We start from the raw sequence: 23,743 nt of genomic DNA on the forward strand, positions 1-23,743 counted from the left end.
GGCCCGAGTCTGTCTTGATATGACACGCATCATCGCCGACATCTCGATGTCCCTCGACGGCTTCGTCACCGGGCCCGACCCCGGCCCCGACAACGGTCTGGGCGACGGCGGCGAGGCCCTGCACACCTGGGCCTTCTCCGACGACCCCGACGATCGCCGGATGCTGCGGGAGGCCACCGCCCGCTCCGGTGCCGTCGTCCTCGGCCGGCGGCTCTTCGACGTGGTCGACGGGCCCCACGGCTGGGACGACACGGTCGGGTACGGCGCCGGCGAGGTGGGCAAGCCCTCCTTCGTCGTCGTGACCGCTTCACCCCCCAAATCGGTGCGGCTGACCGGTCTCGACTGGACGTTCGTCACCACCGGTCTGGCCGACGCCGTCACCGCCGCGCGCGAGCGCGCCGAGGCGGCCTCAGCGACGGCCGGCAAGGACCTGGACGTCGTCCTCATGGGCGGCGGCGCGACGATCGGCTCCGCGCTCGCGGCCGGCCTGGTCGACCTGCTCTCGCTGCACCTCGCTCCCGTGGTGCTGGGCGCCGGGACACCCCTGTTCACCGGCGGAGCGCCCCGCACGCTGATCCAGCGCGAGGTGACCGTCACCTCGACCGCGACCCACCTGATCTACGACTGCGTACGGCCGGGGGCGGACGCCTGACCTTCGACGCCGCACAGATCAGAGGATCTCGTCCATGTGGTCCTCCACCCAGGTCCGCAGCTGGGCCAGGGGCTGCGCGACGCTGCGGCCGAGCGGGGTCAGTTCGTACTCGACGTGCAGGGGCACGGCGGGGTAGACGGTCCGTTCCACAAAGCCCCGGTCCTCCAGGCGGCGCAGCGTGGCGGTGAGCACCTTGGGGCTCACGCCCTCCAGGCGCTTCTGCAGGGCACCGAAGCGCTGCGGCCCCTCCTCCATCGCGCCGATGGCCAGCGCCGACCACTTGTTGGCCAGGAGGTCCAGCACCTCGCGGCAGGGGCACTGGGCGGCGTACACGTCGTGGTGGTCGTGCTTTTGTGTGCCGCAGAGTGTCGCCATCGTGTCTCCCTCGCCTGTCGCCTGCCCCATCAGCATACTTCCCATAGGGAAGTAGGTGCCCTTGCGGGTTACTACGTCCCCGGAGCTACGTTACGGGCACATCGAAAGCCCGCTGGGACACGATCAGGAGCAGCCGTCATGAGCACGATCCCGCAGACCATGCCCGCCGTCGCCTACCGCAAGAGCCTGCCGGTGGACGACGCCGAGAGCCTCGTGGACCTGACGCTGCCGGTGCCCCGGCCGGGACCGCGTGACCTGCTCGTGCAGGTCGAGGCGATCGCGGTCAACCCGGTCGACTACAAGATCCGGCAGAACAGCGACCCGGGCGGCGAGCCCAAGGTCCTCGGCTGGGACGCGGCGGGCACCGTCGTCGCCGTCGGCGAGGAGGTCGAGTCCTTCCGGGTGGGCGACGAGGTGTTCTACGCCGGCGCCCTCGACCGGCCGGGCGCCAACTCCCGCTTCCACGCGGTGGACGAGCGCATCGCCGGCCACAAGCCCACCTCGCTCTCCTTCGCGGAGGCGGCCGCGCTCCCTCTGACCTCACTGACCGCATGGGAGGGACTGTTCGAGCATCTCGGTCTGCACACCGGTGCGCTCAAGCAGTCGGGCACGCTGCTGGTCACCGCCGCGGCGGGCGGCGTCGGGGCGATGGTGTCCCAGCTGGCCCGCGCGCTGACCAGTCTCACGGTGATCGGCACCGCATCCCGCCCCGAGACCGCCGAGTTCGCCCGGCGCATGGGTGCCGCGCACCTCGTGGACCACCGCGAGCCGCTCGCTCCGCAGGTGCGTGAAGTGGCCCCGCAGGGTGTCGACTTCGTCTTCGGCACCGCGGGAACCGACCGGAACCTTGCCGCCTACGCCGAGATCGTCAAGCCCTTCGGGCGGATCGTGGCCATCGACGACTTCGGCCCCGTCGAGATCGGTCTGCTGAAGTCCAAGAGCATCTCCTTCCACTGGGAGTTCATGTTCACCCGGTCGCTGCACCGGACCGCCGACCTCGCGGAACAGGGCCGGATCCTCGACCAGATCTCCCGCCTGGTGGACGCCGGCATCCTCACCACCACGGCCACCACGGACCTCGGAAAGATCAACGCCGAGCACCTGCGGGAGGCACACCGCATCCTGGAGTCCGGCAAGGCCATCGGCAAGATCACGATGACCGGCTTCTGACCGGCATTCCTCTCACGCCGGACAACCCTGGGCACCACGGAAGCACGAAGGTCCCCACGGACCTGCCGCGACCGTGCTCCCAGGGTTGTACCGCTCACGCCTCCTCTTGAGTGAGACGGGGCGTCCAGCGTGGGCTGTGCGGCTCAGCGACATGCCCTCACCTCGAAGGAGGGCCATCTGTTCTCTGCTGCTGCGCCGCCGGCTTCATGCCCTGTCTCAGCAGCCCTGCCCACAGGCGGAACCGGCCGGCCCGGTCAAGGGCTTCGTGGGCGGCCAGCAGTCCGCCGGTGACGGCGCCGAGGAAACCGCCGGCCAGGCAGTCCTGGCCCGCGAGGTAGAGGCCCTCGATCCCGGTCCGCGGGCGCAGCCAGTCCGCGAGTCCGGGGCGGTGCCCGTCGCCGAAGGCCGCCACGTCCTTGGCCAGCCCGTACAGGCTGCCGCCGGGCCAGCCGTCGAAGTGCTCGGCGCTCAGCGGAGTGCCGAGCTCGTGATAGGCCACCCGGCCCCTGGTGCGCGGCAGATGGCGGTACAGCTGCTCGAGCAGTTCCGCCGTGATCTCGGCCTTGAGCGCCAGGTAGGCGGGGTCGCGGTCCCGCCACCGTGACTCGTGGAAGGCTTCGAAGAGTCCAGGCCGCACGTAGGCGAGGATCTCGCCGGTCGACCGCCCGGGATGGCGTGTGATCCAGGTGGGGTCCTTGGCGCACGAGAAGGACAGGAACAGGCCGCTGGTGCGTCCTTTCGTGCCGTCGAAGAAGCCGTCGCAGTCGCCGTCGGTCACCATCATGTTGTGCCGCGGCAGTCCGAGTTCCGCCGGATCGCCGTCGAAGCCGAGGAAGAGCAGCACGAACGGGAACCCGCGCCGCATCCCGGCCAGCCGGCCGCTCTCGGCGAGGCGGCCGCGCAGGAGAGTGCCGAAGGTGTTCTGGGCACCCGCCGAGCTGACCACCACCGGCGCCCTGACGCGGGTGCCGTTCGCGAGTACCACGCCCGACGCCCGCGCTCCGTCCTCGTCGATCCGTGCCACCGGCGCCCGCACGAACACCTCACCACCTGCGGCCCTGATCCGCTCCAGCATCGCGCGTGCGATGGCCGCGCTCCCGCCCACCGGGTACCAGGCGCCGGTGCGGAAGTGCTCGAACAGCACCGCGACCATGAAGAACGGCAGGTGGGCCGTGGAGTCGGCCAGCAACAACGCGCTCTGGGTGAGCACCGCTTGGCGCAGCCTCTCGTCGCCGATCAGCTCGCACACCACCTCCCTGGCGGGCCGCAGCGCCTGCGGTGGCACGGCCGCCGCCCGCAGCGCTCGGGCCAGGCGCCGGGCCACCGGTCCGGACAATCGCCCGAGCGCGAGCACCGGCAGCACCGCCCGGCATCGGCTGATCAGCGCGAACAGCGCCTCGATCCCGGCCCGTTCCGCAGGGAAGCGTGCGATCAGCCCGGCCTTGTGGGCCTCGATGCCGACCGGCGCCCGATACACCTCCCCGGCCAAGCGGAACTCGTCGTAAGGATCACCCAACGGCGCCCATTGCAGTGCGCCGTCGGTCAGGTAGTCCGAGACGACCCGCACGGGCTCACGCGCCGCCAGCTGCCCGACGTAATGGATCCCCACGTCCCACTCCCAGCCGCGCCGCCGGTAGGCATGGGTGTAGCCGCCCGCCGTGTAGTGCTGCTCGAACACCGCCACCCGCCGGCCTTGTCGCGCCAGGCACACCGCGGTGGTCAGCCCGCCGGCCCCGGAGCCGATCACCACCGCGTCATACTCCGCCGCCACCTCGCCCGAGGCCAGCGGCCTGCCCACCAGCACACTTCTCGCGCTTCTCGCCATGTCCACCGCCCCTTCGCCGCCGTCCCCGGCGCCTGAAGCAACGAACCGGGGACGGCCCGCGTCACGCGCCCGTCGCCGCGGGCGCCACAGAAGCGGCGCCTAGGCAGAAGAACCACTTCGGTACGCGCCTCGGTCCTCCGGGGCCGTGGGCGGTACCTCGGCCACGAAGAACAGGAAGGTCGGGCGGGTCGACAGGGCGTGGAAGGCGTCGGGGAAACGGTCGCGGGCCGCCGGATCGGGCTGCGGTTCGCTGACGGTGGAGATCCGGAAGCCCGCGGTGCTGAACGCGTCGAACATCGCGTGCAGCGGTTTGCGCCAGAACCTCATCGGGGCCGTCTGCCCGCCGACCGTCCACTCGAAGGAATAGCTGGTCGTCGTGAAATAGTCGGGGCGGGGGTCCGAGAACGTGTAGGCCACGAAGGGGTGGTCCACCGACGCGATCAGCCGCCCGCCGGGCCGCAGCACGCGCCGGATCTCGCGCAGTGTCGGCCCCCAGTCCTGAAGGTAGTGCAGCACCAGCGAGGCCACCACGTCGTCGAACGTGCCGTCGTCGAAGGGCAGTTGCTCCCGGAGATCGACCAGGTACAGGTCCGCGTCCTCGCCGAGCCGCCGTCTGGCCAGCGCCAGCATCGCCGCGCTGGCGTCGACGCCGGTGACGTCCGCACCGCGCTCGCGCAGCGCGGCGGACAGCGGGCCCGAGCCGCAGCCGGCGTCCAGGATCCGGCGGCCGGTCACGTCCCCGGCGAGCGCCAGCATCGCGGGCCGCTCGTAGAAGGCGTTCACGGGACCGTTCTCGGTCTCCGCCGCGTACGCCTCGGCGAAGCTGTCGTAGTCGTTGGCCCGTGCCCGTTCCGCCGGCCGGGCGGGATCCGGGGACCACACCCCGAACCACTGCTCGGCGCCGTACTCCTCGAACCGCTCCACCTCGGTGAACCCCAGCTTCCCCGCGAGGCGCAGCGCGCGGTCGTTGGCGGTCCGGGTGCACAGCACCACCGGTTCGCCGGGCCGTACGCCGGCGAACCAGTCCAGGATCGCCGCGCACGCCTCGGCGGCGTAACCGTGTCCCCACGCGTGCGGCAGGAACAGGTAGCCGAGTTCGGCCTCCCCGCCGTCCGGACGGACGTGTCCCGGGCGCTCCGCGTCGCGCCGGCCGAGCGTGACGGTGCCGATCATCGCTCCGTCGCGTTCGACCACGAACTGGCCGGACCGCTGCCCAGGGACCTCGGGTACCACCCGCTCCAGTTCCTCGCGCGGCCGTGGGCCACCGATGTGCGCGCCCACCTCGGGCGAGGCGAACAGTTCGATGAACGCCGCCCGGTCCCGGGCCTCGGACGCGCGCAGCACGAGCCGTTCGGTCGTCAGCGGTACGGGTGGCCAGGCGACGTCTCCGAGACCGGTCATGACGGGCAACCTATCGCACGGGTGAGTGATACACGGGTCGAGTCCTTCTTCCTCGGCCGCTGCACACCCGACAAGGGCATGCACCTGGCGATCGACGCGGCCGTCGCTGCCGGGCGGGAGATCGAGCTGGCCGCCAAGTGCAGCGAGCCCGCCGAGCACGGCTGCTTCGAGGCGGAGATCAAGCCGCGGCTGGGGCCGGGCGTGGAGCGGCTGGGCGAGGTGGACCGGCGAGCGCAGGAAGGAGCTGCCGGCGCAGGCCCGCTGCCTGCTGTTCCCGCTCCAGTGGGAGGAGCCGTTCGGGAGGGTGATGATCGAGGCGTGGTGTGCGGCACCCCGGTCGTCTCCCTGCGTCGCGGGTCGGTGCCGGAGGTCGTCGTGGACGGGGTGACCGGTCGGGTCCGTGACGATGTGACCGAGCTGCCGGAGGCCGTCGAGGCGGTCGGCGCGCTCGATCCGCGGGCCTGCCGCGAGCATGTCGTCGCGCACGTCCAGCCGGAGACGATGGCGGCCGGCCACGAGGCGGTGTACCGGAAGGTGATCGACGCGGCCGCCGGCCCCGGGCCGATCGCGCCGCGGTCGGTGGAGCCCGTCCGGGAGGCCATGCTCCCGGCCGCCTGACGGCCTCCGGCGCCCACCCCGGGGACGGCCCCGAGCGCCGCTCGGGGCCGTCCCCGGGCGGCGCCGACCGAGGGCGTCCCGCAGCCGCGACGGCGTGGGACCCACCGTCCAGGGGGCCGGGAAGGACGCCGTCAGGTGTCGTCCCCGTCGGTGTGGCCCGGCATCACCGGATGGCGGGCCAGGACGAAGACGCCCGCGACGACCGCCGCCAGTCCCAGGGCCTGCCAGGTGAGGGCGAGGACGTCGGTGTGCAGGCGGTCGCCGAGGAAGCCGACACCGCAGAGGATGCCGGCGAGCGGTTCGGCGGCGGTCAGGGCGGGCAGGGACATGCGCAGCGGGCCTTCCTCGAAGGCACTCTGCACCAGCATCAGACCGGTCACCGCCAGCGCGACCACGGCGTACGGCTCCCAGCGCGCGAGCAGCGCGCCGATCCCGCCGGAGTCGATGATCTGGGTGGACACGCGGGTCAGGGCGTCCTGCAGGCCGTAGAGCAGCCCGGCCGCGGTGGCCAGCAGCGGTGGTTCCTCGAAGAGCGGCAGATGGCGCGCGAAGGCGATCAGGACCAGGGACAGGCCGACGATCGCGCCGATGACGATCCACTGTCTCAAGGCCCCCTCGGGGGCCGGGCCGGCGCTGGGCCGGCCCGCCAGGGTGAACGCCGCCACGCCGCCGCCCAGCAGGATCACGCCGGTCCAGCCGGACACGCCGATGCGCTGGCCGCTCAGGCGGCGTGCCAGAGCGAAGGCGAAGAGCAGGTTGGTGGCGAGCAGTGGCTCGACCTGGGACAGGTCGCCCTCGGCGAGCGCGAGGGCGCCCAGCACCTGCCCGCCGACCATGCAGGCGATCCCGCCGAGCCACAGCCCGTTGCGGGCGAGGTCCCACAGGATGCGGAAGTGCAGGACGTCACGGGCGGGCGCTCTCTCGGCGGCGTGCTGCTGCAGCACGAAGCCGACGCCGAGGAGGCACGCCGCGGCCAGACCGAACACGTACACCATGCCCTCGATGGTTGCCCACTCCGGGCCCGATGGCCGCGTCGGAGGCGGTGACGCGGGGTCCGGTCCACACCGACAGGGGTGTCGGCCGGTCTCTCGGACGCGCCGGCGGGCCCGCGCCCGGAGAGGCTTGCCGCCGGTTCGCCGGTGGAGGGACCCTGGAAGGGGTACGTCCCGCAGCGCACCGTGCACACGGACAGAACGGCGCACCGTTCGGACCGCCCTCAGTACCCGTCCCGAAGGCCGCTACCGCGCAGGGGGACAAGGTGCCGAGTGAGAACGAATGGCGAGGACTGCGCACCCTGCGCCGGCGCCTGCAGTCCCGGGTGGTGATCCACCAGGCCGTCGGCATCATGCTCGCGCGGTACGACAGCACCGACGCGGGCGCCGCCCTGTGGCTGCTCGAGACGGCCTCGCGGCAGTACAGCGTGGCCGTGCACGGTCTGGCGTCCGCTTTGATCACCGCGCCGTCCCCGGGCGTGGACGCTCCCGTCTGGTTCCCGGACCGGATCCGCCGGACGGAGCCGGTCCTGACCTTCCTCGGCGCGGCCGGCGCGGCCCCGGCTCAGTGGGGTGACGTCGTCCGCGCCCTACTGGATCACGTGCTGCTGATCGCGCGGTCGAACCTGGGGACGCTGCAGCTGACGGACCCGCGGACCGGCGAGCTGTGGATCGCGGCCCAGCGGGGGCACAGCGGCGCGTTCCTCGCCTTCTTCGACCGCGTGAGCGACGGCGGATCGGCCTGTTCCCTGGCCGCCTCCCGCGCGGAGCCGGTCACCGTGCTCGACGTGGCCACCGACCCCGCGTACACGGACGCGTCCCGGGCCGCGATGCTGGAATCGAGGTCCCGGGCGTGTCAGAGCCTGCCGATCACGGCGCCGGACGGGCGGCTGCTGGGCATCGTCTCCCCGCACTACCGCCTGCCCCGGCAGTGCCTGGGGCCCGCGCTCCTCCACGCGGTGCAGGAGACGGCCCGGCAGGCCGGAGCCTGGCTCGACTGGTACCACTTCACGATCGTCCTGGACGCCCTGGAGAGCGTGCACGCCCACGCCCGCACCCTGCCCGGCCACGACCCCACCTGACGGCACCGGGTGTGCCGCTCCGTTCAGACGTGCTCCTCTGGCGGAAAGCCCGTCCAGCGCAGTTCGGCGGGCAGGTGCCGCATGTCGTTGACGACGAGGACGGAGGCCGGCCGGCCGGGTGCGTAGCGGATGACGGTGAGGGCCGCGTTGCCGTGGTTGAGACCGAGCCAGCGCCACTTAGGTGCGTGCAGGGCGTCCCGGACGAGCCAGGCGACGAGGAAGTTGTGGGTGACGACGAGCTCGTGCCGGTCCTCGTCGCCGTCCACCGGGCCGGTGAACAGGTCCAGCGCCTGCCGGGCCAGCTCGGGGCCGCGTTCGCGTTCCTCGGCACTGGCAGCGGCGAGGAAGCCGAGGTAGTGGTCCGCCGACTCGGCGGGAAGCTCCTCCCTGCGCGGGACGTACGGCACGTAGTCGCCGGCGACATCCGAGACGTGCACCGGTACGTCTGTCAGCTCGGCGCCGATCAGGTGCGCGGTCTGTGCGGCCCGCGGCAGCGGACCGTGGTGCACAGCCGTGACAGGGGTGTCGCGCAGACGCCGGCCGAGCAGCGTGGCCTGCCGCCGGCCGGCCTCGGTCAGCCCGCTCTCGTCGGGCAGCGCCTCGCCGTGCCGGACGAGATACAGGTAGCGGGTGGCCCTGCCGGTCATCGCGAACTCCTCTGCGCGCAAGCGATCTTGTACGTTCCTGGACGCCACTGCCCTGCCCGGCGGTTCCCGTCTGCCGCCGGCGGCGCGGTGACCGGGAGCGCGGCTACGCGCCGCCGTCGGGGGCGGACGGCCGGGCCGTACGGCGGAAGGCCGCCCGGTAGGCGCTCGGGCGGTGGCCGGTGTGGCGGGCGAAGAGGGCGGCGAAGGTGCCGGGGTCCTGGTAGCCGACGGCCGCGGCGACGGCGGCGACGGTGCGGTCGGTGGTCTCCAGAAGGTGGCGGGCCCGGCCGACCCGGGCGGCCTGGAGGTGGGCCAGCGGGCTGCGTCCGCTCTCCTCGGCGAAACGGCGCAGCAGGGTGCGGGGGCTGACGCGGAAGGCGGCCGCGAGCGCGGCGAGGTCGTAGCGCTCGGCGATGCGCTGTTCGAGCCGCCGCATGACCTGCTGGGAGAACTCCCGCCCGGGCTGGGGAAGGAGCCGCGGGTCGACGTACGGGGTCTGGGAGGTGCGGGCGTCGTCGACGAGCGCGAGGCGGGCGGTGGTACGGGCCACCCGGGTGCCGCTGTGCCGGCGGACGAGGTCCAGCGCGAAGTCGTACATGGCGCTGAAGGCGGCGGTGGTCGTGACACCCGAGTCCGTGACGACCAGGTGCTCGGGCCGTACGTCGGCGCCGGGGCAGCGTCTGGCCAGTTCGCCGGCGTGCAGCCAGGAGGTGGTGGCCCGGCGCCGGTCGAGGAGCCCGGCCTCGGCGAGCAGGAACGCGCCGACGCAGAGCGAGACGACGGCGGTGCCGCCGGCGGCCTGCGCGCGGATCGCCGCGATCTCCGGGGCGAGCCGGGCGAGACGGGCGTCGAGGTCCGCGTCGGGGCGGAGTTCGAAGCCGGGGACGACGAGGACGTCGACCTCGCACAGGGGGCGTACGTCCAGGCTCGCGCCGCCCGAGGCGGTGACCCGGCGGCGGGGCGAGACGACCGACACCCGGTAGCCGGGCGCGTCCGGCCCGGCGACATGGGCGGCCATCGTCAACAGGTCGGGCACCCCGAACACTTCGGACGCGAAGCAGCCCGGATACGCCAGGACACCGACCCGCAGCGCACCGGGAGCGGCGTTCGGCCCCGCACTGTCTCGCGTCCCGACCATCCTCGACCCCCGCTCCCCCGGCGTGGCGAGATTACCCCCGACACCGGCGATCCCGCCCCTCTGCCGGGGCCGGTCCCGGCACTCAGGCTTGGCCCCATGAGCGACGACGATCCGATGACCGACTTCTCCCGCCGGACGATGGCCGTGGAGGGGGTGGAGAAGACGGTGTACGTGGCCGGGGCCGGGCCCGCGGTGGTGGTGCTGCCCGAGATGCCGGGCATCAGCCCCGACGTCCTGCGGCTCGCGCGGTGGGTGCGGGACGCGGGCTTCACGGTCCATGTGCCCTCGCTGTTCGGTACGGACGGCGCCTGGCCCACGGTGGAGGGCGGCCGGGAGGTGGTCCGCCGGGCCTGTGTCAGCGCGGAGTTCCGTGCCTTCGCCGGGGGCGGCACCAGCCCGGTGACGCGCTGGCTGCGCGGCCTGGCGCGGCAGGCCCACGCCACATGCGGTGGTCCGGGGGTGGGCGCGATCGGTCTGTGCTTCACCGGGAACTTCGCGCTCACCATGGCCCTGGAGCCGGCGGTGATCGCCCCGGTGGTCAACCATCCGTCGCTGCCGCTCGACGATCCCGGCGGCCTGGAACTCGACCCGGCGGACGCGCGGGCGGTACGCGAGCGGCTCCACCGCGACGGGCTCACCGTCCTCGCCTACCGTTTCGAGGGCGACCGCTGGTGCACGGGGCAGCGCTTCGCCGCGTACCGCGCGCTGCTCGGCGACGCCTTCGACGGCCGCGTGCTCCCGGACAGCGCGGCGAACCCGGCCCCGCCGCCCTTCTTCGCCGACGTGGTCGGCACCCCGCACAGCGTCGTCACCGCCCACCTCGTCGACGAGGCGGGCCACCCGACGATCCGGGCCCGCGACGAGATCCTGACCTTCCTCACGACCCGCCTCCACCCCGGGGAGCCCAGCCGATCGCCCACTCCCTGACGGGCGTTGCGCTGATCCGCCGCTGGGGGACACCACAGCGGTGTCGCCCGCCTTTCCGCGGGGGCTCGTTGAGCGGGCCGCCCCGAGTCCGTGTCAGTCGAAGAGGGCGATGAGGCCGTTGACCCAGATGGCGAGGAACGCGAGCGCCGCCAGCAGGCATCCGGCGCCTGTCAGGAATCCGGTCAAGGACCCTCCCCTGCCCTCGGGTTCCGCTTCGGTCGGCACGGCGTCCCAGTCGACCGGATGGCCCACGGCCTCGGAGCAGGCGGTGCGTACCGCGGCGAGTTGTTCCCGGGCGAAGGAGGTCGCGGCGAGGGACTCCGGGCCCTGCCAGGCGAGGGCCCGCATGCGCTGGGCGGGGGTCTCGTACCTCGTCTCGAAGGCGGAGGTTTCCGCTGCGTCCCGGTCCTCTTCGAGGTACATCCAGCGGCCCGCCTGCGCGGTCTCGCCGTACAGGCGGTACACCTCGGCCAGGCGCCGGCGCAAGGTCAGGTCATGGGGGAACGACGACACCAGTCCGCGCAGACGCTGACGTGCGACGGGGATCCGGCCGGCGGCCAGGTCGGCGTCGATGCGGGCAAGGGTGTCTCTCAACGGCATGATCACATGATCGACTCCTACGGCTTCCGCCGTCGACCGGGTTTCGCCGCTGTGATCGCCCTTGCCCCTCGCGTGACGTCGTCCCGGCACGTAGCGTGCCGGGAAGGCATGAGGGGGGATGCGCGGGTGCGGGCGGTGTTGCTGGTGGACGTGGACGGGCCGTTGAATCCGTATGCGGCGAAACCGCACCGGCGGCCCGAGGGGTATGAGACGTACCGGTTGCTGACGCCTCGTTGGGAGGCGGCCGAGCGGCGGCGCCGGGAGGTCTGGGGACTTCCGGACCGGCCGGCCAAGCCTCTTCGGGTGTGGCTGAATCCCGCGCACGGGCCCGCGCTCGCGGCCCTGCCCTTCGACCTGGTCTGGGCCACGACGTGGGAGGAGGAGGCCAACGCGTACGTGGGGCCCCTCCTCGGGCTGCCTCCGCTGCCGTTCATCCGCTGGTCCTCTCCACGGCCCGAACCGGTCGGCGACGTGTTCTGGAAGACGCCGGAGGTCGTCGCCTGGGCGCAGGGGCGGGCGTTCGCCTGGGTGGACGACGAGATCACCGACGCCGATCGCGCCTGGGTGGCGGCCCACCACCCCGGCCCCGCCCTCCTGCACCGGGTGGACCCCCGGTCGGGACTGACCGAGGGCGACTTCGCCGTACTCGCCGAGTGGGCGACGGGCCTGGGCTGACTCCTCGGCCGTCCGGCAGCCGGCGAGTCGGCGAGTCGGCGAGTCGGCGAGTCGGCGAGTCGGCGAGTCGGCGAGTCGGCGAAGAACGCCGCAGGGGTCCGAGCCGGGCCGGCCGTCAGGTCCTCCCGGGACGCGCACGTCACAGGCCGGCGCCCATCGGTCCGGCCGCCGGTTTCCGTACCCTTGCCGCATGCGCATGCGCCCGACCCTGAGCTGGACCCCGACCGAGGACCTGCCGCCCGGCACCACGGACCTGCGGCCCGTCGCCGACGCGCTGGGCGCCGGCGGCGTGCTCGTGCTCAGCGGGGCCGGTATCTCCACGGAGTCGGGCATCCCCGACTACCGGGGCGAGGGCGGGAGCCTGAGCCGGCACACCCCGATGACCTACCAGGACTTCACCGGCAGCGCCCAGGCCCGGCGCCGGTACTGGGCGCGCAGCCACCTCGGGTGGCGCACCTTCGGCCGCGCCCGCCCCAACGCCGGGCACCTGGCCGTGGCCGCCTTCCAGCGGCACGGCCTGGTCTCCGGTGTGATCACGCAGAACGTCGACGGTCTGCACCAGGCCGCCGGCAGCGAGGACGTCGTCGAACTCCACGGCAGTCTCGACCGGGTCGTCTGCCTGTCCTGTGGCACCTTCAGTCCCCGCCGGGAGCTCGCCCGGCGGCTGGAGGCGGCCAATCCGGGCTTCGACCCGGTGGCCGGCGGGATCAACCCCGACGGTGACGCCGATCTCACCGACGCGCAGGTCGGGGACTTCCAGGTGGTGCCCTGCACGGTGTGCGGGGGCGTCCTCAAGCCCGACGTGGTGTTCTTCGGCGAGAACGTTCCGCCGCAGCGGGTCGAGCACTGCCGCGCCCTGGTGCGCCGTGCGGCCGCGCTGCTCGTCCTGGGGTCCTCGCTGACCGTGATGTCCGGCCTGCGCTTCGTCCGTCAGGCCGCGCAGGACGGCACCCCCGTCCTGATCGTCAACCGGGACCCGACCCGGGGTGACCGGCACGCCCTCGCCCGCGTCGCACTGCCCCTGGGTGCGGCGCTCACCACCGTGGCCGGACAGCTCGGGATCGCCGTCGACGCCTCACCGGCCACGGGCCGCGCGGAGGTCAGTGGTACGGCGTCCGAGTGACGTCCCTGACGAACACCGTCGCGTCGATCGTGTCCAGGTGCGCCGGGTCCAGCGGGGCATAGCCGAACCACGGGGAGACCCGGGGTCCGGGCCGGGGCTCGCCCAGGGCCGTGGCCAGCGCCGCGGTGCCGAGCAGGCAGCGGTCCTCCGGCAGGGCGTACAGGAGCCCTTCGAGGGTGTCCGGCGGCGGGGTGTCCACTCCCTGGTGGCGGATCGTGCCGAGGGCGGAGGCGACGAAGGCGTACTGCTGACCGAGCCGGGCGCTGACCAGCGCGCCGGCGCTCCACCACTCGACCCGGCCCTGCCACATCCGCATCGTGCTCTTCTCCCGCTGGAGATGGGCGTTGTGGGCGTGGACGAGCACCGGGCCGCGCTCGGCGAGGGCCAGGAGGTTCTGCGCCATGATCAGATCCCGTAGCGCGCACAGCCGGGTCATGCGCGCCGGTGAGGTGTCGGCCATCGCCGCGTGGTACCGCAGCAGGCCGGTCGCGGTACGGCCGTACAGGCGCGCCCGGTCCCATGCGTCGGGGGAGGTCGTGGCGCGCAGGTGCGGCAGCTGTGCGTCGAGGAGCGCCACCAGGTCGTCGGCGAGGAGCCGCAACTCCCCCGCCTTCGGCGAGCGCCCGACCGACTGTGCCGGGTCCATCATGGCGTCGGGGTTCGTCCAGCGGTCGTCGGTCCCGAGCAGGCGGTCGAGTGTCTCCGCGGTGCAGGGCAGCAGGTCCGCGTCCACCCGGGCGGCGAGAAAGCTGTGCAGGGCGGTGAGCGCCTGCCGGGGTGAGGCGGCGGCGGTGATCTCCAGCGGGCCGTCGAAGCCGGCGAAGCGGACCCGCTCGGCCGGGGGCCGGTCCTCGTTGTGGGCGCGCATCCAGCGCACGAGGTCGCGGTTGCCTGTGAAGGCGCCCCAGCCGTGGCTGAAGCCGTGCTTCATGACCTCGTCGAGGGTGCCGGCGCCCGAGGTGACGTGCTCGTCGACGAGCAGGCCCGCCAGGCAGTCGGTCTCGAGCGCGATCGTCCGGTAGCCCTCCTGCTCGACGAGTTGCCGGAAGAGCTCGTTGCGCAGGTGGAGCAGGGTGTCCTCGCCGTGGGTGGGTTCGCCCAGGGCCAGCAGCCGGGGGCGGGCCGGAAGCAACCTGATGAGGCTGTCGGCGTCGAGGGGATGGGCGGAGTCCTTGAGGATGTCGGTCGCCATGCCTTCAACGGTATCGTTGAACTTTCGGTGGAAACTTTGCCGCTTGATGGCGCGGGATATCGTGGGTCCATGCGGCGAAACCCTCAAATGTGGGAGCGGCTCAGGCCGGTCGACCTGGCGCGTGAGCACGGTCTGTCCACGCAGGCGGTCCGCAACTACGAGGAGGCCGGCATCCTGCCCGCGGCCGGGCGCACCGCCCACGGCTACCGCACCTACACCTCGCTGCACGCGGGGGCCCTGCGGGCGTTTCTCGCGCTCGTGCCCGGCCACGGCCATCGGACGGCGACCTCGATCATGCGGGCCGTGAACGAGGACGCGGTGGACGAGGCGTTCCGGATCATCGACGAGAGCCACGCCCAGCTCCTCGACGACCGGCGGACCCTGCGGGCCGTGGAGACGGCCCTGCGCGACCTGGCGCCCGCCGCGGCGCCTGGTCACGGGGCCGAAGCGGGGGCGGTCGCGGCGTCCGGGACCGAGTGGGGCGGCACGTTCATCGGGCCGCTGGCACGCGGACTCGGCGTCCGGCCCGCGACCCTGCGCAAGTGGGAGCGCGCCGGGCTGGTGCGCCCGCGCCGCGACCCGGTGACCGGGTATCGCGTCTACGACGCGGCCGACGTGCGGGACGCCCGGCTGGCCCACCAGCTCCGGCGCGGCGGCTACCTGCTGGAGCAGATCGCCCCGCTGATCGAGCAGGTGCGGGCGGCCGGCGGGCTGGAGCCGCTGCAGGCGACCCTGCGCGACTGGCACGACCGGCTCTCCGCCCGCGGCCGGGCGATGCTGACCGGAGCCGCCGCGCTGGACGCGTACCTGAGCGAGCGCGCCTGAGCCGCGGGCCGACGCCGGGGACGCACCGGCGTGCGGTGACCGCGCGGGGACGGCACCGGTGTCCTCTACGCGGTCGCCCCGCCCAGCACGTACGCCTGGATCGCCGTGGCCGCCGCACCGCGGGCCCAGTAGGTGAAGTCGCTGGGCTGGACGTCCACGTCGAGCGGGACCGCCCGCGGGGCGCGGTCCGCGCGGATGCCCTCGTCCATCGCGGCGCGGGCGACCTCGGCCAGGCGGACGCCCTCACCGGTGAGCACGATCTTCTGGACCAGCGTGAAGTTGGCGACCGCGGCCAGGAGGCGGCCGAGGGCGCGCCCGGAGGCGGTGACGACGGCCGTGGCGACCGGGTCGCCGTCCGCGGCGAGGTCGAGGCACTCGTCGTAGGAGACGGGGCGGCACAGTCCGACGGAGACGGCCGCGCGGATGGAGGAGTCCGACAGCATGGCCGTGGCGCAGCCCCGGTGTCCGCTGGGGCACAGCGGGCCCAGCGGGTCGAGGGGGCAGTGCCCGAGCAGTCCGACACCGACGTCCGGGGTGTCGACGACGGTGTCGTGCATGACGAGTCCGTAGCCGACACCGGCGCCGATGGTGAGGACCGCGAAACGGTCGTGGCCCCGGGCGGTGCCGAACCAGTGTTCCGCCCGGGTCAGCGCCAGCAGGTCGTTGTCGACCGTGACGGGGACGCCGAGCGCGTCCTCGAGCAGAGCGCCGAGGGGCACGTCCCCGGTCCAGCCCAGGAACGGGGCGTCCGTGACGGTCGTGTGGTCCATGACGTGGCCGCCGAGGCTGACGCCGATCCTGCTGACCTGCGGACGCGACGCGGTGAGCTCGCGGGTCAGCTCGCCGAGGGCGGCCACGACGGCGGCGGGGTCACGGCCCGGCAGTGACCTGCGCGCGGAGGCGACGACGCCGGCGCGCATCGTGGTGAGCACGGCGTGGACGTCGTCGCCGGTGACCTTGGCGCCGATGAAGTGGTGGGCGCCGGGGTTGATGTCCAGGGGGCGGGTCCTGCGCACCGTGCCGGAGTCGGGGTCGCCACCGGTGTCCACCTCCACGAGCAGGCCGTCGTCGACGAGGGGCTTGGCGAGCCGGGTGAGGCTGCCGGCCGACAGGTCGAGGCGGCGGGCGATCTCGCTCCGGGAGAGGGGACCGCGCAGCAGCACTTCCAGGGCGACGGCGCGGCTCGCGCCGGTCATCAGGCTCGACGGTGCTGTGGTGGCATCCACCGGGTGGCCCTCCGCGGGGTAGTGACGCTCGCCAGGTGGGGCTCAGCATTCCACACACCGCTCGTTACTTCCACAACGAAAACAAACAGCCGAGAATCGTCGCTGTTTCCTCCCGGAAAAGAGAGTGTTTCCGGGGGGTTGACGCCGGAACACTTCCGCGCCGAAAGTTTCAGCGAGTCGAACGGCTCGTCTCCCCGCCCTGCCGTCAGGGCCGGGACTTTCCACTCCGCTCAAGGGATCCCGTATGGCCGAGCGTCTTCATGACGACTTCCTCCATTTCCGCGCCGCCGGCATGAGCCTGGTCCTGGACTGCACCGGCGAGGTGCTGCCCCGGGTCGTCCACTGGGGCGCGGACCTCGGCGACCTGTCCGGCGAGGCCCTGGCCTGCCTGGTCCTCGCCGACGCGGCGCAGGTCATGTCGTGCTCGCTCGACGAGCCGGTGCCCGTCAGCGTGCTGCCCCAGCTGTCCGCCGGCTGGCTCGGTACCCCGGGACTGACCGGGCACCGGGACGGGGAGGACTTCTCCCCCGCGTTCGCCGTGCGCTCGGTACGCCCGGAAGCCGGCGACGGCCCGGTGGCGCACCGCCTGGCCGTGGACGCCGCCGACGAGCGGGCGGACCTCGCGCTGACGCTGGAGATCGAGGTCACCGGGTCCGGTCTGGTACGGCAGCGGGCCGCCCTCACCAACACCGGCGAGCGCCCCTACACCCTGGACGGCCTGCTCCTGACCCTGCCGGTGCCCGGCCAGGCCACCGAACTGCTCGACCTGACCGGCCGTCACCTTCGCGAACGGGCGCCGCAGCGGCACGAGTTCACGCTCGGCACCCATCTGCGGGAGAACTGGCGCGGCCGCACCGGCATCGACGCCACGCTCGTGCACGTCGCGGGCGAGAGCGGCTTCGGGTTCCGCACCGGCGAGGTGTGGGGACTGCACGTGGCCTGGAGCGGCAACCACCGCTCCCTGGCCGAACGCACTCCCGCGGGCGTGCGGCTGCTCGGCGGCGGCGAGAGCCTGCTGCCCGGCGAAGTACGGCTCGCCACCGGCCGGTCGTACACCTCGCCCTGGATCTACGGCTCGTACGGCAGCGGACTCGACGAGCTGGCCGGGCGCTTCCACGGCTATCTGCGCAGCCGTACGCACCATCCGCGCTCGCCGCGGCCGGTCACCCTCAACACCTGGGAGGCCGTCTACTTCCGGCACGACCAGGACAAGCTGAAGGCGCTCGCCGACGCCGCGGCCGAGGTGGGCGCGGAGCGGTTCGTCCTGGACGACGGCTGGTTCCAGGGGCGCAGGGACGACACCGCCGGGCTCGGCGACTGGTACGTCGACAAGGACGTGTGGCCGGACGGGCTGCATCCGCTCGTGGACCATGTGCACGCGCTCGGCATGCAGTTCGGCCTCTGGTTCGAGCCGGAGATGGTCAACCCGGACTCCGACCTCGCCCGCGCCCACCCCGAGTGGATCATGGCCACCGGGGGCCGTACGCCGCCGGCCGCGCGCCACCAGCAGGTCCTCGACCTCGGGCACGCGGAGGCGTACGCGTATCTCCTTCAGCGCCTGGACTCCCTCGTCACCGAGTACGGCATCGGCTACATCAAGTGGGACCACAACCGGGACCTGGTCGAGGCGGGGCACGGTCCGCGCGGCACGGCCGGGGTGCACGCCCAGACCGCCGCCGTGTACCGCCTCATCGACGAACTGCGCGCTCGGCACCCGGAGTTGGAGATCGAGTCCTGCTCCTCCGGGGGCGGGCGGATCGACCTCGGCATCCTGGAGCGCACCGACCGGGTGTGGACCAGCGACTGCATCGACGCGCTGGAACGCCAGCAGATCCAGCGCTGGACCGGTCTGCTGCTGCCGCCCGAGCTGCTCGGCTCCCATGTCGCCTCCCCCGTCGCCCACACCACCGGACGGGCCCACACCCTCGACTTCCGTGCCGCGACAGCCCTGTTCGGGCACTTCGGCATCGAGTGGGACCTCACCCTCGCCTCGCCCGCCGAGCGCGCCCGCCTCGCGGAGTGGGTGGCGGCGTACAAGCGGCTGCGGCCCCTGCTGCACACCGGCACCGTCGTGCGCGCCGACCACCACGATCCGGCGCTGTGGCTGCACGGAGTCGTCGCGCCCGACCGCTCCCGCGCGGTCTACGCCCTCGTGCAGACGGCGACCAGCGTGCAGTCCCCGCCCGGCCGCGTCCGCCTGCCCGGCCTCGACCCGGACGCGCTGTACCGCCTCGCCCCGCTCGCCCCCGGGGACCGCCCCGAGGGCCCCACCGGCTTCGCCCTCCCCTGGTGGCGGGGCGACGGGGTGGAACTGCCCGGCCACGTCCTGACGACCGCCGGCGTGCAGGCCCCCGCCCAGTACCCGGAGCGGGCCGTCCTCGTCGAAGCCCGCCGTATCTGACCGCCACCCCGGGAGCACCCCATGATCCGCGCACGCGGCAGAGGCGTCCTCGCCGTCTGTCTGGCCACCGTGCTGCTCAGCGCCTGCGGCAGCCCACCGTCCACGGGCGGGCACACGGTGACCTTGGACTTCTTCCAGTTCAAACCGGAGGCCGTCGGCACCTTCGACCGGCTCATCGCCGGCTTCGAGGCCGAACACCCCGGCATCCGGGTCGCCCAGCACCACGTCCCATCGCCGGAGACCGCCATCCGCACCCGGCTGGTGAAGGACGACGTCCCCGACGTCATCTCCCTCAACGGCAACAGCACCTTCGGCGAGCTGGCCTCGGCCGGGGTGTTCTACGACTTCTCCCGCAGCCGCGCCGCGGCGCGCGTCCTGCCCGGCGTGAAGAAGATCCTCAGGGACCTAGGCAGCGGCGGCAAGGGCGAACTCAACGGACTGCCCTTCGCCTCCAACGCGAGCGGAGTGCTGTACAACAAGGCCCTGTTCGCGAAGTACCACGTCGCCGTCCCCACGACCTGGAACGACCTGATCGCCGCCGCCGAGACCTTCAAGAAGGCCGGCGTCACCCCCTTCTACGGCTCCCTGAAGGACGCCTGGACCTCGCTGCCCCCGTTCAACCAGCTCGCCGCCAACCTCACGCCCGGCGACTTCTGGACCGCCCGCGCGCAGGGCCGCACGAGCTTCGCCCGGCAGTACCCCGAGACCGCCCGCAAGCTCACGCAGCTGTACCGCTACACCCAGAAGGACACCTTCTCCCGCGACTACAACGCCGCGAACGAGGCCTTCGCCAAGGGGCGGGCGGCCATGTACGTCCAGGGCAGCTACGCCCTGCCGCCGATCAAGGCGTACCAGCCCGCGTTCGACATCGGCCTGTCCCCCCTGCCCGCAGGGAACGACCCCGGCGCGACCCGGCTCGTGTCGGGCGTGGACGTGGCGCTCACCATGGGCCGCCACCCCAAGCACCCCAAGGAGTCGATGGAGTTCCTCGACTACCTGATGCGGCCCGACGTGGTCGCCGCGTACGCCGCGGAACAGAGCGCCATCCCCCCGCTGGAGGGCACCGCCCCCTCCGACCCGGCACTCAGGCCGCTGCTGCCCTACGTCACCCGCAACCGCATCACCGGATTCGTCGACCACCGGATCCCCAAGGCCGTCCTGCTCGAGGCGATCGTCCAGCAGTTCCTCATCGACGGGGACCGGGCCGCGTTCCTGCGGACCCTCGACCGCGAGTACACGAAGGCCGTCGAGCGCCGGTCGTGACGGCCGGCGAAGGAGGAAGACGATGACCACACTGACCGCTCCACCCGACTCCCCCGCCACCCGCCCCGGCAGACGGCGGCGCACCCGCCGGCCGTCCCGACCGCGCGGCGCAGGCGGCGCGTTCTACCTGATGGTGCTGCCGGCGCTCGCCCTGTTCCTGCTGTTCCACACCGTCCCGGTGCTGCAGGGCGTGTACTACAGCCTCACCGACTACGCCGGCTACGGCCGCTACCACTTCATCGGACTGGACAACTACCTCCACCTCTTCCAGGACGACCGCGTCTGGGACAGCTACCTCTTCACGTTCCGCTTCGCCGCCGTCGCCACCGTGGCGACGAACCTCCTCGCGCTGGCCGTCGCCCTCGGGCTCAACGGCAGGATCCGTTTCCGCACCACCCTGCGCGGCGTGTTCTTCGTCCCGAACGTGCTGGCCATCCTGGTCGTTGGATACGTCTTCAACTACTTCTTCTCCAACTCCCTGCCCTACATCGGGCAGAAGCTGGGCATCGGGGCGCTGAGCACCAGCATCCTCGCCGACCCGGACCTGGCGTGGGTCGGCGTGGTGGTGCTCGCCGTGTGGCAGGCCGCCGCCTTCAACGTCATCATCTATCTGGCCGGTCTGCAGACCGTGCCCGAGGACCTGTACGAGGCCGCCACCCTCGACGGCGCCGGCGCCTGGCAACGCTTCCGGTCCGTCACCCTGCCGCTCATCGGGCCGTTCGTGACCATCAACATGGTCCTGTCGATGCGCAACTTCCTGCAGGTCTTCGACCACATCGCCGCCCTCACGCAGGGCGGCCCGGGAACCTCCACCACGTCCGTCGCCTACCTCATCTACACCGGCGGCCTCGCCGGCGGCGAGTACGCCTACCAGACGGCCGACGCCGTGGTGTTCTTCCTGTGCATCGTCGCCGTCTCGGTCTTCCAGCTACGGATCCTGCAGCGCCGCGAGGGGAGCATCTGATGTCCGCCACCGTGCCCCGTACCGCCCCCCGGACCCCGGCGCGCCCCCGGCCGGGCCGCCCCCGCGTCAACCGGTGGCTGACGGCTCTGATGGCCGTGCTGTCCCTCACGGTCCTCGTCCCGCTGTACTTCACGGTCGTCACCGCCCTGAAGACGCCCGACCAGCTGGGCGGCTCCGGCCTGGGCCTGCCGCACCGGATCCGCTGGTCGAACTTCTTGGACGCCTGGAAGCTGACGGACTTCCCCTCGGCCCTGATGAACAGCGCGCTGATCACCGTCGGCGCCGTGGTCCTCACTTTGCTGACCAACTCGCTGGTGGCCTATGCGATCGCCCGCAACATGCACCGCCGGTTCTTCAAGGGCCTGTACTACTACTTCGTCTCGGCCCTGTTCGTGCCGTTCCCGATCATCATGCTCCCGGTCGTCAAGCAGACCGCCCTGCTGGGCCTGGACAACCAGGCCGGCCTGATCCTGCTGTACGTCGTCTACGGACTGGCCTTCAACATCTTCCTCTACGTCGGTTTCCTGCGGTCGGTGCCGAAGGAGCTGGAGGAGGCGGCGCGCACCGACGGCGCCGGCACCTGGACGATCTTCTGGCGGGTGATCTTCCCGCTGCTCGCCCCGATGAACGCCACCGTCGGCATCCTCACCTGCCTGTGGGCCTGGAACGACTTCCTGCTCCCGCTCGTCGTCCTGTCCGACCCCTCCGCGCAGACCCTGCCGCTGGCCCAGTTCATCTTCCAGGGCCAGTTCGACACCGACTACACGGTCGCCTTCGCCTCGTATCTGATGGCCCTGGCGCCCGTTCTCATCGTGTACGTCTTCGCCCAGCGCTGGGTGATCTCCGGAGTGATGCGAGGTTCCCTGAAGTGACCACCACCCACCCCTGGTGGACGTCCGCCGTCGTCTACCAGATCTACCCCCGCAGCTTCGCCGACAGCAACGGGGACGGCATCGGTGACCTGCCCGGCATCACCGACCGCCTGGACTACCTCGCCGACCTCGGCGTCGACGTCCTGTGGCTGTCGCCGGTCTATCCCTCCCCGCAGGACGACAACGGCTACGACATCAGCGACTACCAGGACATCGACCCGGTCTTCGGCACCTTCGAGGACTTCGACAAGCTGCTGGCGGCGGTGCACGACCGCGGCATGAAGCTGATCATGGACCTGGTGGTCAACCACACCTCCGACGAGCACCCCTGGTTCACCGAGGCCCGCAGCGGCCCGGACAGCCCCCGGCGCGACTGGTACTGGTGGCGTCCCGCGCGTCCCGGCATGGAACCCGGCACGCCCGGTGCCGAACCGAACAACTGGGGCTCGTTCTTCTCCGGCCCGGCCTGGGAGTACGACGCCCGCAGCGGCGAGTACTACCTGCACCTGTTCTCCCGCAAGCAGCCCGACCTCAACTGGGAGAACCCCGAGGTGCGTCAGGCGGTGTACGCCATGATGCGCTGGTGGCTCGACCGGGGCGTGGACGGCTTCCGCATGGACGTGATCAACCTCGTCTCCAAGGACCCCGCGCTGCCGGACGGCCATGTGCCCGAGGGCAGCCGGTACGGGGACGGCTCGCCGTTCTACGTCTGCGGCCCCCGCATCCACGAGTTCCTCCGGGAGATGCACCGCGAGGTCTTCGCCGGCCGCGGCGACCGGCTCCTGACCGTCGGCGAGATGCCCGGGGTGACGGTGGAGGAGGCCCGGCTGTTCACCGACCCCGCCCGGGCGGAGGTCGACATGGTCTTCCAGTTCGAACACGTCGGGCTGGACCAGGGCAACGGCAAGTTCGACGTGCGGCCGCTGCGGCTGCGCGACCTCAAGGCCTCCCTCGGCCGCTGGCAGGCCGGCCTCAGCGACACCGGCTGGAACAGCCTCTACTGGAACAACCACGACCAGCCCCGCGTCGTCTCCCGCTTCGGCGACGACAGCCCCCGCCACCGGGTGCGGTCGGCGACCATGCTGGCCACCGTCCTGCACCTGCACCGCGGCACCCCCTACATCTACCAGGGCGAGGAACTGGGCATGACCAACGCCCCGTTCACCTCGATCGACGACTTCCGCGACATCGAGTCGCTCAACCACTACGCCCACGCCGTCGCCGCCGGGGAGGACCCGGAACGGGTCCTGGCCGGACTGCGGGCCATGGGCCGCGACAACGCCCGCACCCCCATGCAGTGGGACGACAGCCGGCACGCCGGCTTCACCACGGGCGAGCCCTGGATCCCCGTCCACCCCGGCCACCGGGAGATCAACGCCGCGCAGGCGACCGCCGACAGCGGGTCCGTCTACCACTACTACCGGCGCCTGATCGCGCTGCGCCACACCGAACCGGCCGTCGCGCACGGCGGCTTCACCCCGCTCCTGCACGACGACGACCGCGTGTACGCCTTCACCCGTCGGCACGGCGACACGGAACTCCTCGTCCTCGGCAACTTCACCGGCGACCCCGCGCCCGTCGTCCTCCCCGCCGACTGGGAGAACGCCGACCTCGTCCTCGGCAACGTCCCGGGCGCCGGGCCCCTGACGGCCGAGCTGACCTTGGAACCGTGGGAAGCCCGGATCCACCGCAAACGGGACCGCTGAGGCGGGCCGGCGACCGGCGTGCCCGGACCGTCGTCACAGGCGAGGGCGCGCCACGCGGGGCCGGGGGGC

The 23,743-nt window shown here is 72.6% G+C and carries 22 protein-coding genes and 1 pseudogene; 13 read left to right on the forward strand and 10 right to left on the reverse strand.

What is annotated here, in order from left to right; genetic code table 11:
• The first annotated feature begins 19 nt into the window (after positions 1–19).
• Positions 20–652, forward strand: a complete 633-nt coding sequence (locus tag ACF1AL_RS34785; RefSeq protein WP_391777768.1) for a dihydrofolate reductase family protein — start codon at positions 20–22, stop codon at positions 650–652.
• A gap of 18 nt (positions 653–670) precedes the next feature.
• On the opposite strand, the gene ACF1AL_RS34790 is transcribed toward ACF1AL_RS34785, so the two are convergent.
• Positions 671–1,027 carry a winged helix-turn-helix transcriptional regulator gene (locus tag ACF1AL_RS34790; protein ID WP_391698777.1) on the reverse strand — a complete coding sequence of 119 codons (357 nt, stop codon included), beginning with the start codon at positions 1,025–1,027 and terminating at the stop codon, positions 671–673.
• A gap of 138 nt (positions 1,028–1,165) precedes the next feature.
• On the opposite strand from ACF1AL_RS34790, the gene ACF1AL_RS34795 reads away from it, so the two are divergent.
• Complete coding sequence (locus tag ACF1AL_RS34795; protein ID WP_391777767.1) at positions 1,166–2,197, forward strand: zinc-binding alcohol dehydrogenase family protein; 1,032 nt, start codon at positions 1,166–1,168, stop codon at positions 2,195–2,197.
• Positions 2,198–2,354: 157 nt separating this feature from the next.
• Here ACF1AL_RS34795 and ACF1AL_RS34800 read toward each other — a convergent pair whose 3' ends face one another.
• The 3 genes and pseudogenes from ACF1AL_RS34800 to ACF1AL_RS34810 all read right to left on the reverse strand — a co-directional run.
• Positions 2,355–4,022, reverse strand: a complete 1,668-nt coding sequence (locus tag ACF1AL_RS34800; protein WP_391777766.1) for a phytoene desaturase family protein — start codon at positions 4,020–4,022, stop codon at positions 2,355–2,357.
• Positions 4,023–4,121: 99 nt separating this feature from the next.
• Positions 4,122–4,904, reverse strand: a complete 783-nt coding sequence (locus ACF1AL_RS34805) for a class I SAM-dependent methyltransferase (RefSeq protein WP_391777939.1) — start codon at positions 4,902–4,904, stop codon at positions 4,122–4,124.
• Positions 4,893–5,423: pseudogene (locus ACF1AL_RS34810) on the reverse strand (GNAT family N-acetyltransferase); the annotation flags it as partial. The gene ACF1AL_RS34805 and the pseudogene ACF1AL_RS34810, both read right to left, overlap by 12 nt.
• Before the next feature lie 21 nt (positions 5,424–5,444).
• Between ACF1AL_RS34810 and ACF1AL_RS34815 the strand changes: the two are divergent.
• Positions 5,445–6,041, forward strand: coding sequence for a hypothetical protein (locus tag ACF1AL_RS34815; RefSeq protein WP_391777765.1), 597 nt, complete (start codon positions 5,445–5,447; stop codon positions 6,039–6,041).
• 131 nt (positions 6,042–6,172) lie between these two features.
• On the opposite strand, the gene ACF1AL_RS34820 is transcribed toward ACF1AL_RS34815, so the two are convergent.
• Positions 6,173–7,036, reverse strand: coding sequence for a DMT family transporter (locus tag ACF1AL_RS34820; protein WP_391698769.1), 864 nt, complete (start codon positions 7,034–7,036; stop codon positions 6,173–6,175).
• A 263-nt stretch (positions 7,037–7,299) separates the two neighbouring features.
• Here ACF1AL_RS34820 and ACF1AL_RS34825 point away from each other — a divergent pair, with 263 nt between their 5' ends.
• On the forward strand, positions 7,300–8,115 hold the full coding sequence (locus ACF1AL_RS34825) for an ANTAR domain-containing protein (RefSeq protein ID WP_391777764.1): 816 nt from the start codon (positions 7,300–7,302) through the stop codon (positions 8,113–8,115).
• Between the two features lie 23 nt (positions 8,116–8,138).
• Here the strand turns inward: ACF1AL_RS34825 and ACF1AL_RS34830 are convergent, their stop codons facing one another.
• Positions 8,139–8,762: a histidine phosphatase family protein gene (locus ACF1AL_RS34830; protein ID WP_366841784.1), complete on the reverse strand. Its 624-nt coding sequence runs from the start codon at positions 8,760–8,762 to the stop codon at positions 8,139–8,141.
• Between the two features lie 103 nt (positions 8,763–8,865).
• The gene (locus tag ACF1AL_RS34835) at positions 8,866–9,900 is read right to left on the reverse strand and encodes a GlxA family transcriptional regulator (protein ID WP_391777763.1); all 1,035 of its coding nucleotides are present in this window, start codon (positions 9,898–9,900) and stop codon (positions 8,866–8,868) included.
• Between the two features lie 96 nt (positions 9,901–9,996).
• Here ACF1AL_RS34835 and ACF1AL_RS34840 point away from each other — a divergent pair, with 96 nt between their 5' ends.
• On the forward strand, positions 9,997–10,827 hold the full coding sequence (locus ACF1AL_RS34840) for a dienelactone hydrolase family protein (protein ID WP_391777762.1): 831 nt from the start codon (positions 9,997–9,999) through the stop codon (positions 10,825–10,827).
• 93 nt (positions 10,828–10,920) lie between these two features.
• Here the strand turns inward: ACF1AL_RS34840 and ACF1AL_RS34845 are convergent, their stop codons facing one another.
• A complete protein-coding gene (locus ACF1AL_RS34845; RefSeq protein ID WP_391777761.1) occupies positions 10,921–11,427 on the reverse strand; it encodes a DUF6584 family protein in 507 nt (168 codons plus the stop codon).
• A 108-nt stretch (positions 11,428–11,535) separates the two neighbouring features.
• Here ACF1AL_RS34845 and ACF1AL_RS34850 point away from each other — a divergent pair, with 108 nt between their 5' ends.
• Both ACF1AL_RS34850 and ACF1AL_RS34855 read left to right on the forward strand, forming a co-directional pair.
• A complete protein-coding gene (locus ACF1AL_RS34850; protein WP_391777760.1) occupies positions 11,536–12,102 on the forward strand; it encodes a hypothetical protein in 567 nt (188 codons plus the stop codon).
• 190 nt (positions 12,103–12,292) lie between these two features.
• Entirely contained in the window at positions 12,293–13,225 is a 933-nt protein-coding gene (locus ACF1AL_RS34855) for an NAD-dependent protein deacetylase (RefSeq protein WP_391777759.1), read from the forward strand.
• Here the strand turns inward: ACF1AL_RS34855 and ACF1AL_RS34860 are convergent.
• Positions 13,203–14,417 carry an erythromycin esterase family protein gene (locus ACF1AL_RS34860; RefSeq protein ID WP_391777758.1) on the reverse strand — a complete coding sequence of 405 codons (1,215 nt, stop codon included), beginning with the start codon at positions 14,415–14,417 and terminating at the stop codon, positions 13,203–13,205. The genes ACF1AL_RS34855 and ACF1AL_RS34860 overlap by 23 nt on opposite strands.
• A gap of 69 nt (positions 14,418–14,486) precedes the next feature.
• Here ACF1AL_RS34860 and ACF1AL_RS34865 point away from each other — a divergent pair, with 69 nt between their 5' ends.
• The gene (locus ACF1AL_RS34865) at positions 14,487–15,242 is read left to right on the forward strand and encodes a TioE family transcriptional regulator (protein ID WP_391777757.1); all 756 of its coding nucleotides are present in this window, start codon (positions 14,487–14,489) and stop codon (positions 15,240–15,242) included.
• Positions 15,243–15,307: 65 nt separating this feature from the next.
• On the opposite strand, the gene ACF1AL_RS34870 is transcribed toward ACF1AL_RS34865, so the two are convergent.
• Positions 15,308–16,438 (reverse strand): ROK family protein, encoded by a 1,131-nt coding sequence (locus ACF1AL_RS34870; protein ID WP_391777756.1) that lies wholly within the window; start codon positions 16,436–16,438, stop codon positions 15,308–15,310.
• Between the two features lie 274 nt (positions 16,439–16,712).
• Here ACF1AL_RS34870 and ACF1AL_RS34875 point away from each other — a divergent pair, with 274 nt between their 5' ends.
• Genes ACF1AL_RS34875 through ACF1AL_RS34895 form a run of 5 tightly spaced genes read left to right on the forward strand, consistent with a single transcriptional unit; the run spans position 16,713 to position 23,674 of the window.
• The gene (locus ACF1AL_RS34875; protein WP_391777755.1) at positions 16,713–18,869 is read left to right on the forward strand and encodes an alpha-galactosidase; all 2,157 of its coding nucleotides are present in this window, start codon (positions 16,713–16,715) and stop codon (positions 18,867–18,869) included.
• Between the two features lie 21 nt (positions 18,870–18,890).
• The gene (locus ACF1AL_RS34880) at positions 18,891–20,132 is read left to right on the forward strand and encodes an ABC transporter substrate-binding protein (protein WP_391777754.1); all 1,242 of its coding nucleotides are present in this window, start codon (positions 18,891–18,893) and stop codon (positions 20,130–20,132) included.
• Positions 20,133–20,154: 22 nt separating this feature from the next.
• The gene (locus ACF1AL_RS34885; protein ID WP_391777753.1) at positions 20,155–21,096 is read left to right on the forward strand and encodes a carbohydrate ABC transporter permease; all 942 of its coding nucleotides are present in this window, start codon (positions 20,155–20,157) and stop codon (positions 21,094–21,096) included.
• A complete protein-coding gene (locus ACF1AL_RS34890) occupies positions 21,096–21,968 on the forward strand; it encodes a carbohydrate ABC transporter permease (protein ID WP_391777752.1) in 873 nt (290 codons plus the stop codon). The genes ACF1AL_RS34885 and ACF1AL_RS34890 overlap by 1 nt, the downstream gene beginning before the upstream one ends.
• Complete coding sequence (locus ACF1AL_RS34895) at positions 21,965–23,674, forward strand: alpha-glucosidase (RefSeq protein ID WP_391777751.1); 1,710 nt, start codon at positions 21,965–21,967, stop codon at positions 23,672–23,674. Before ACF1AL_RS34890 ends, ACF1AL_RS34895 begins: the two co-directional genes overlap by 4 nt.
• The last annotated feature ends 69 nt before the right edge of the window (positions 23,675–23,743 follow it).

Source organism: Streptomyces sp. NPDC014801 (assembly GCF_043082085.1).
In the GTDB taxonomy this organism is placed as follows: Bacteria; Actinomycetota; Actinomycetes; order Streptomycetales; family Streptomycetaceae; genus Streptomyces.

What these genes read in the sequence shown, in the direction of transcription:
- ACF1AL_RS34785 (WP_391777768.1), top strand. Translation starts at nt 20, where the DNA reads ATGACACGCATCATCGCCGACATCTCGATGTCCCTCGACGGCTTCGTC.
- ACF1AL_RS34790 (WP_391698777.1), bottom strand. Translation starts at nt 1,027, where the DNA reads ATGGCGACACTCTGCGGCACACAAAAGCACGACCACCACGACGTGTAC.
- ACF1AL_RS34795 (WP_391777767.1), top strand. Translation starts at nt 1,166, where the DNA reads ATGAGCACGATCCCGCAGACCATGCCCGCCGTCGCCTACCGCAAGAGC.
- ACF1AL_RS34800 (WP_391777766.1), bottom strand. Translation starts at nt 4,022, where the DNA reads ATGGCGAGAAGCGCGAGAAGTGTGCTGGTGGGCAGGCCGCTGGCCTCG.
- ACF1AL_RS34820 (WP_391698769.1), bottom strand. Translation starts at nt 7,036, where the DNA reads ATGGTGTACGTGTTCGGTCTGGCCGCGGCGTGCCTCCTCGGCGTCGGC.
- ACF1AL_RS34830 (WP_366841784.1), bottom strand. Translation starts at nt 8,762, where the DNA reads ATGACCGGCAGGGCCACCCGCTACCTGTATCTCGTCCGGCACGGCGAG.
- ACF1AL_RS34835 (WP_391777763.1), bottom strand. Translation starts at nt 9,900, where the DNA reads ATGGTCGGGACGCGAGACAGTGCGGGGCCGAACGCCGCTCCCGGTGCG.
- ACF1AL_RS34840 (WP_391777762.1), top strand. Translation starts at nt 9,997, where the DNA reads ATGAGCGACGACGATCCGATGACCGACTTCTCCCGCCGGACGATGGCC.
- ACF1AL_RS34845 (WP_391777761.1), bottom strand. Translation starts at nt 11,427, where the DNA reads ATGCCGTTGAGAGACACCCTTGCCCGCATCGACGCCGACCTGGCCGCC.
- ACF1AL_RS34850 (WP_391777760.1), top strand. Translation starts at nt 11,536, where the DNA reads ATGAGGGGGGATGCGCGGGTGCGGGCGGTGTTGCTGGTGGACGTGGAC.
- ACF1AL_RS34855 (WP_391777759.1), top strand. Translation starts at nt 12,293, where the DNA reads ATGCGCATGCGCCCGACCCTGAGCTGGACCCCGACCGAGGACCTGCCG.
- ACF1AL_RS34860 (WP_391777758.1), bottom strand. Translation starts at nt 14,417, where the DNA reads ATGGCGACCGACATCCTCAAGGACTCCGCCCATCCCCTCGACGCCGAC.
- ACF1AL_RS34865 (WP_391777757.1), top strand. Translation starts at nt 14,487, where the DNA reads ATGCGGCGAAACCCTCAAATGTGGGAGCGGCTCAGGCCGGTCGACCTG.
- ACF1AL_RS34870 (WP_391777756.1), bottom strand. Translation starts at nt 16,438, where the DNA reads ATGACCGGCGCGAGCCGCGCCGTCGCCCTGGAAGTGCTGCTGCGCGGT.
- ACF1AL_RS34875 (WP_391777755.1), top strand. Translation starts at nt 16,713, where the DNA reads ATGGCCGAGCGTCTTCATGACGACTTCCTCCATTTCCGCGCCGCCGGC.
- ACF1AL_RS34880 (WP_391777754.1), top strand. Translation starts at nt 18,891, where the DNA reads ATGATCCGCGCACGCGGCAGAGGCGTCCTCGCCGTCTGTCTGGCCACC.
- ACF1AL_RS34885 (WP_391777753.1), top strand. Translation starts at nt 20,155, where the DNA reads ATGACCACACTGACCGCTCCACCCGACTCCCCCGCCACCCGCCCCGGC.
- ACF1AL_RS34890 (WP_391777752.1), top strand. Translation starts at nt 21,096, where the DNA reads ATGTCCGCCACCGTGCCCCGTACCGCCCCCCGGACCCCGGCGCGCCCC.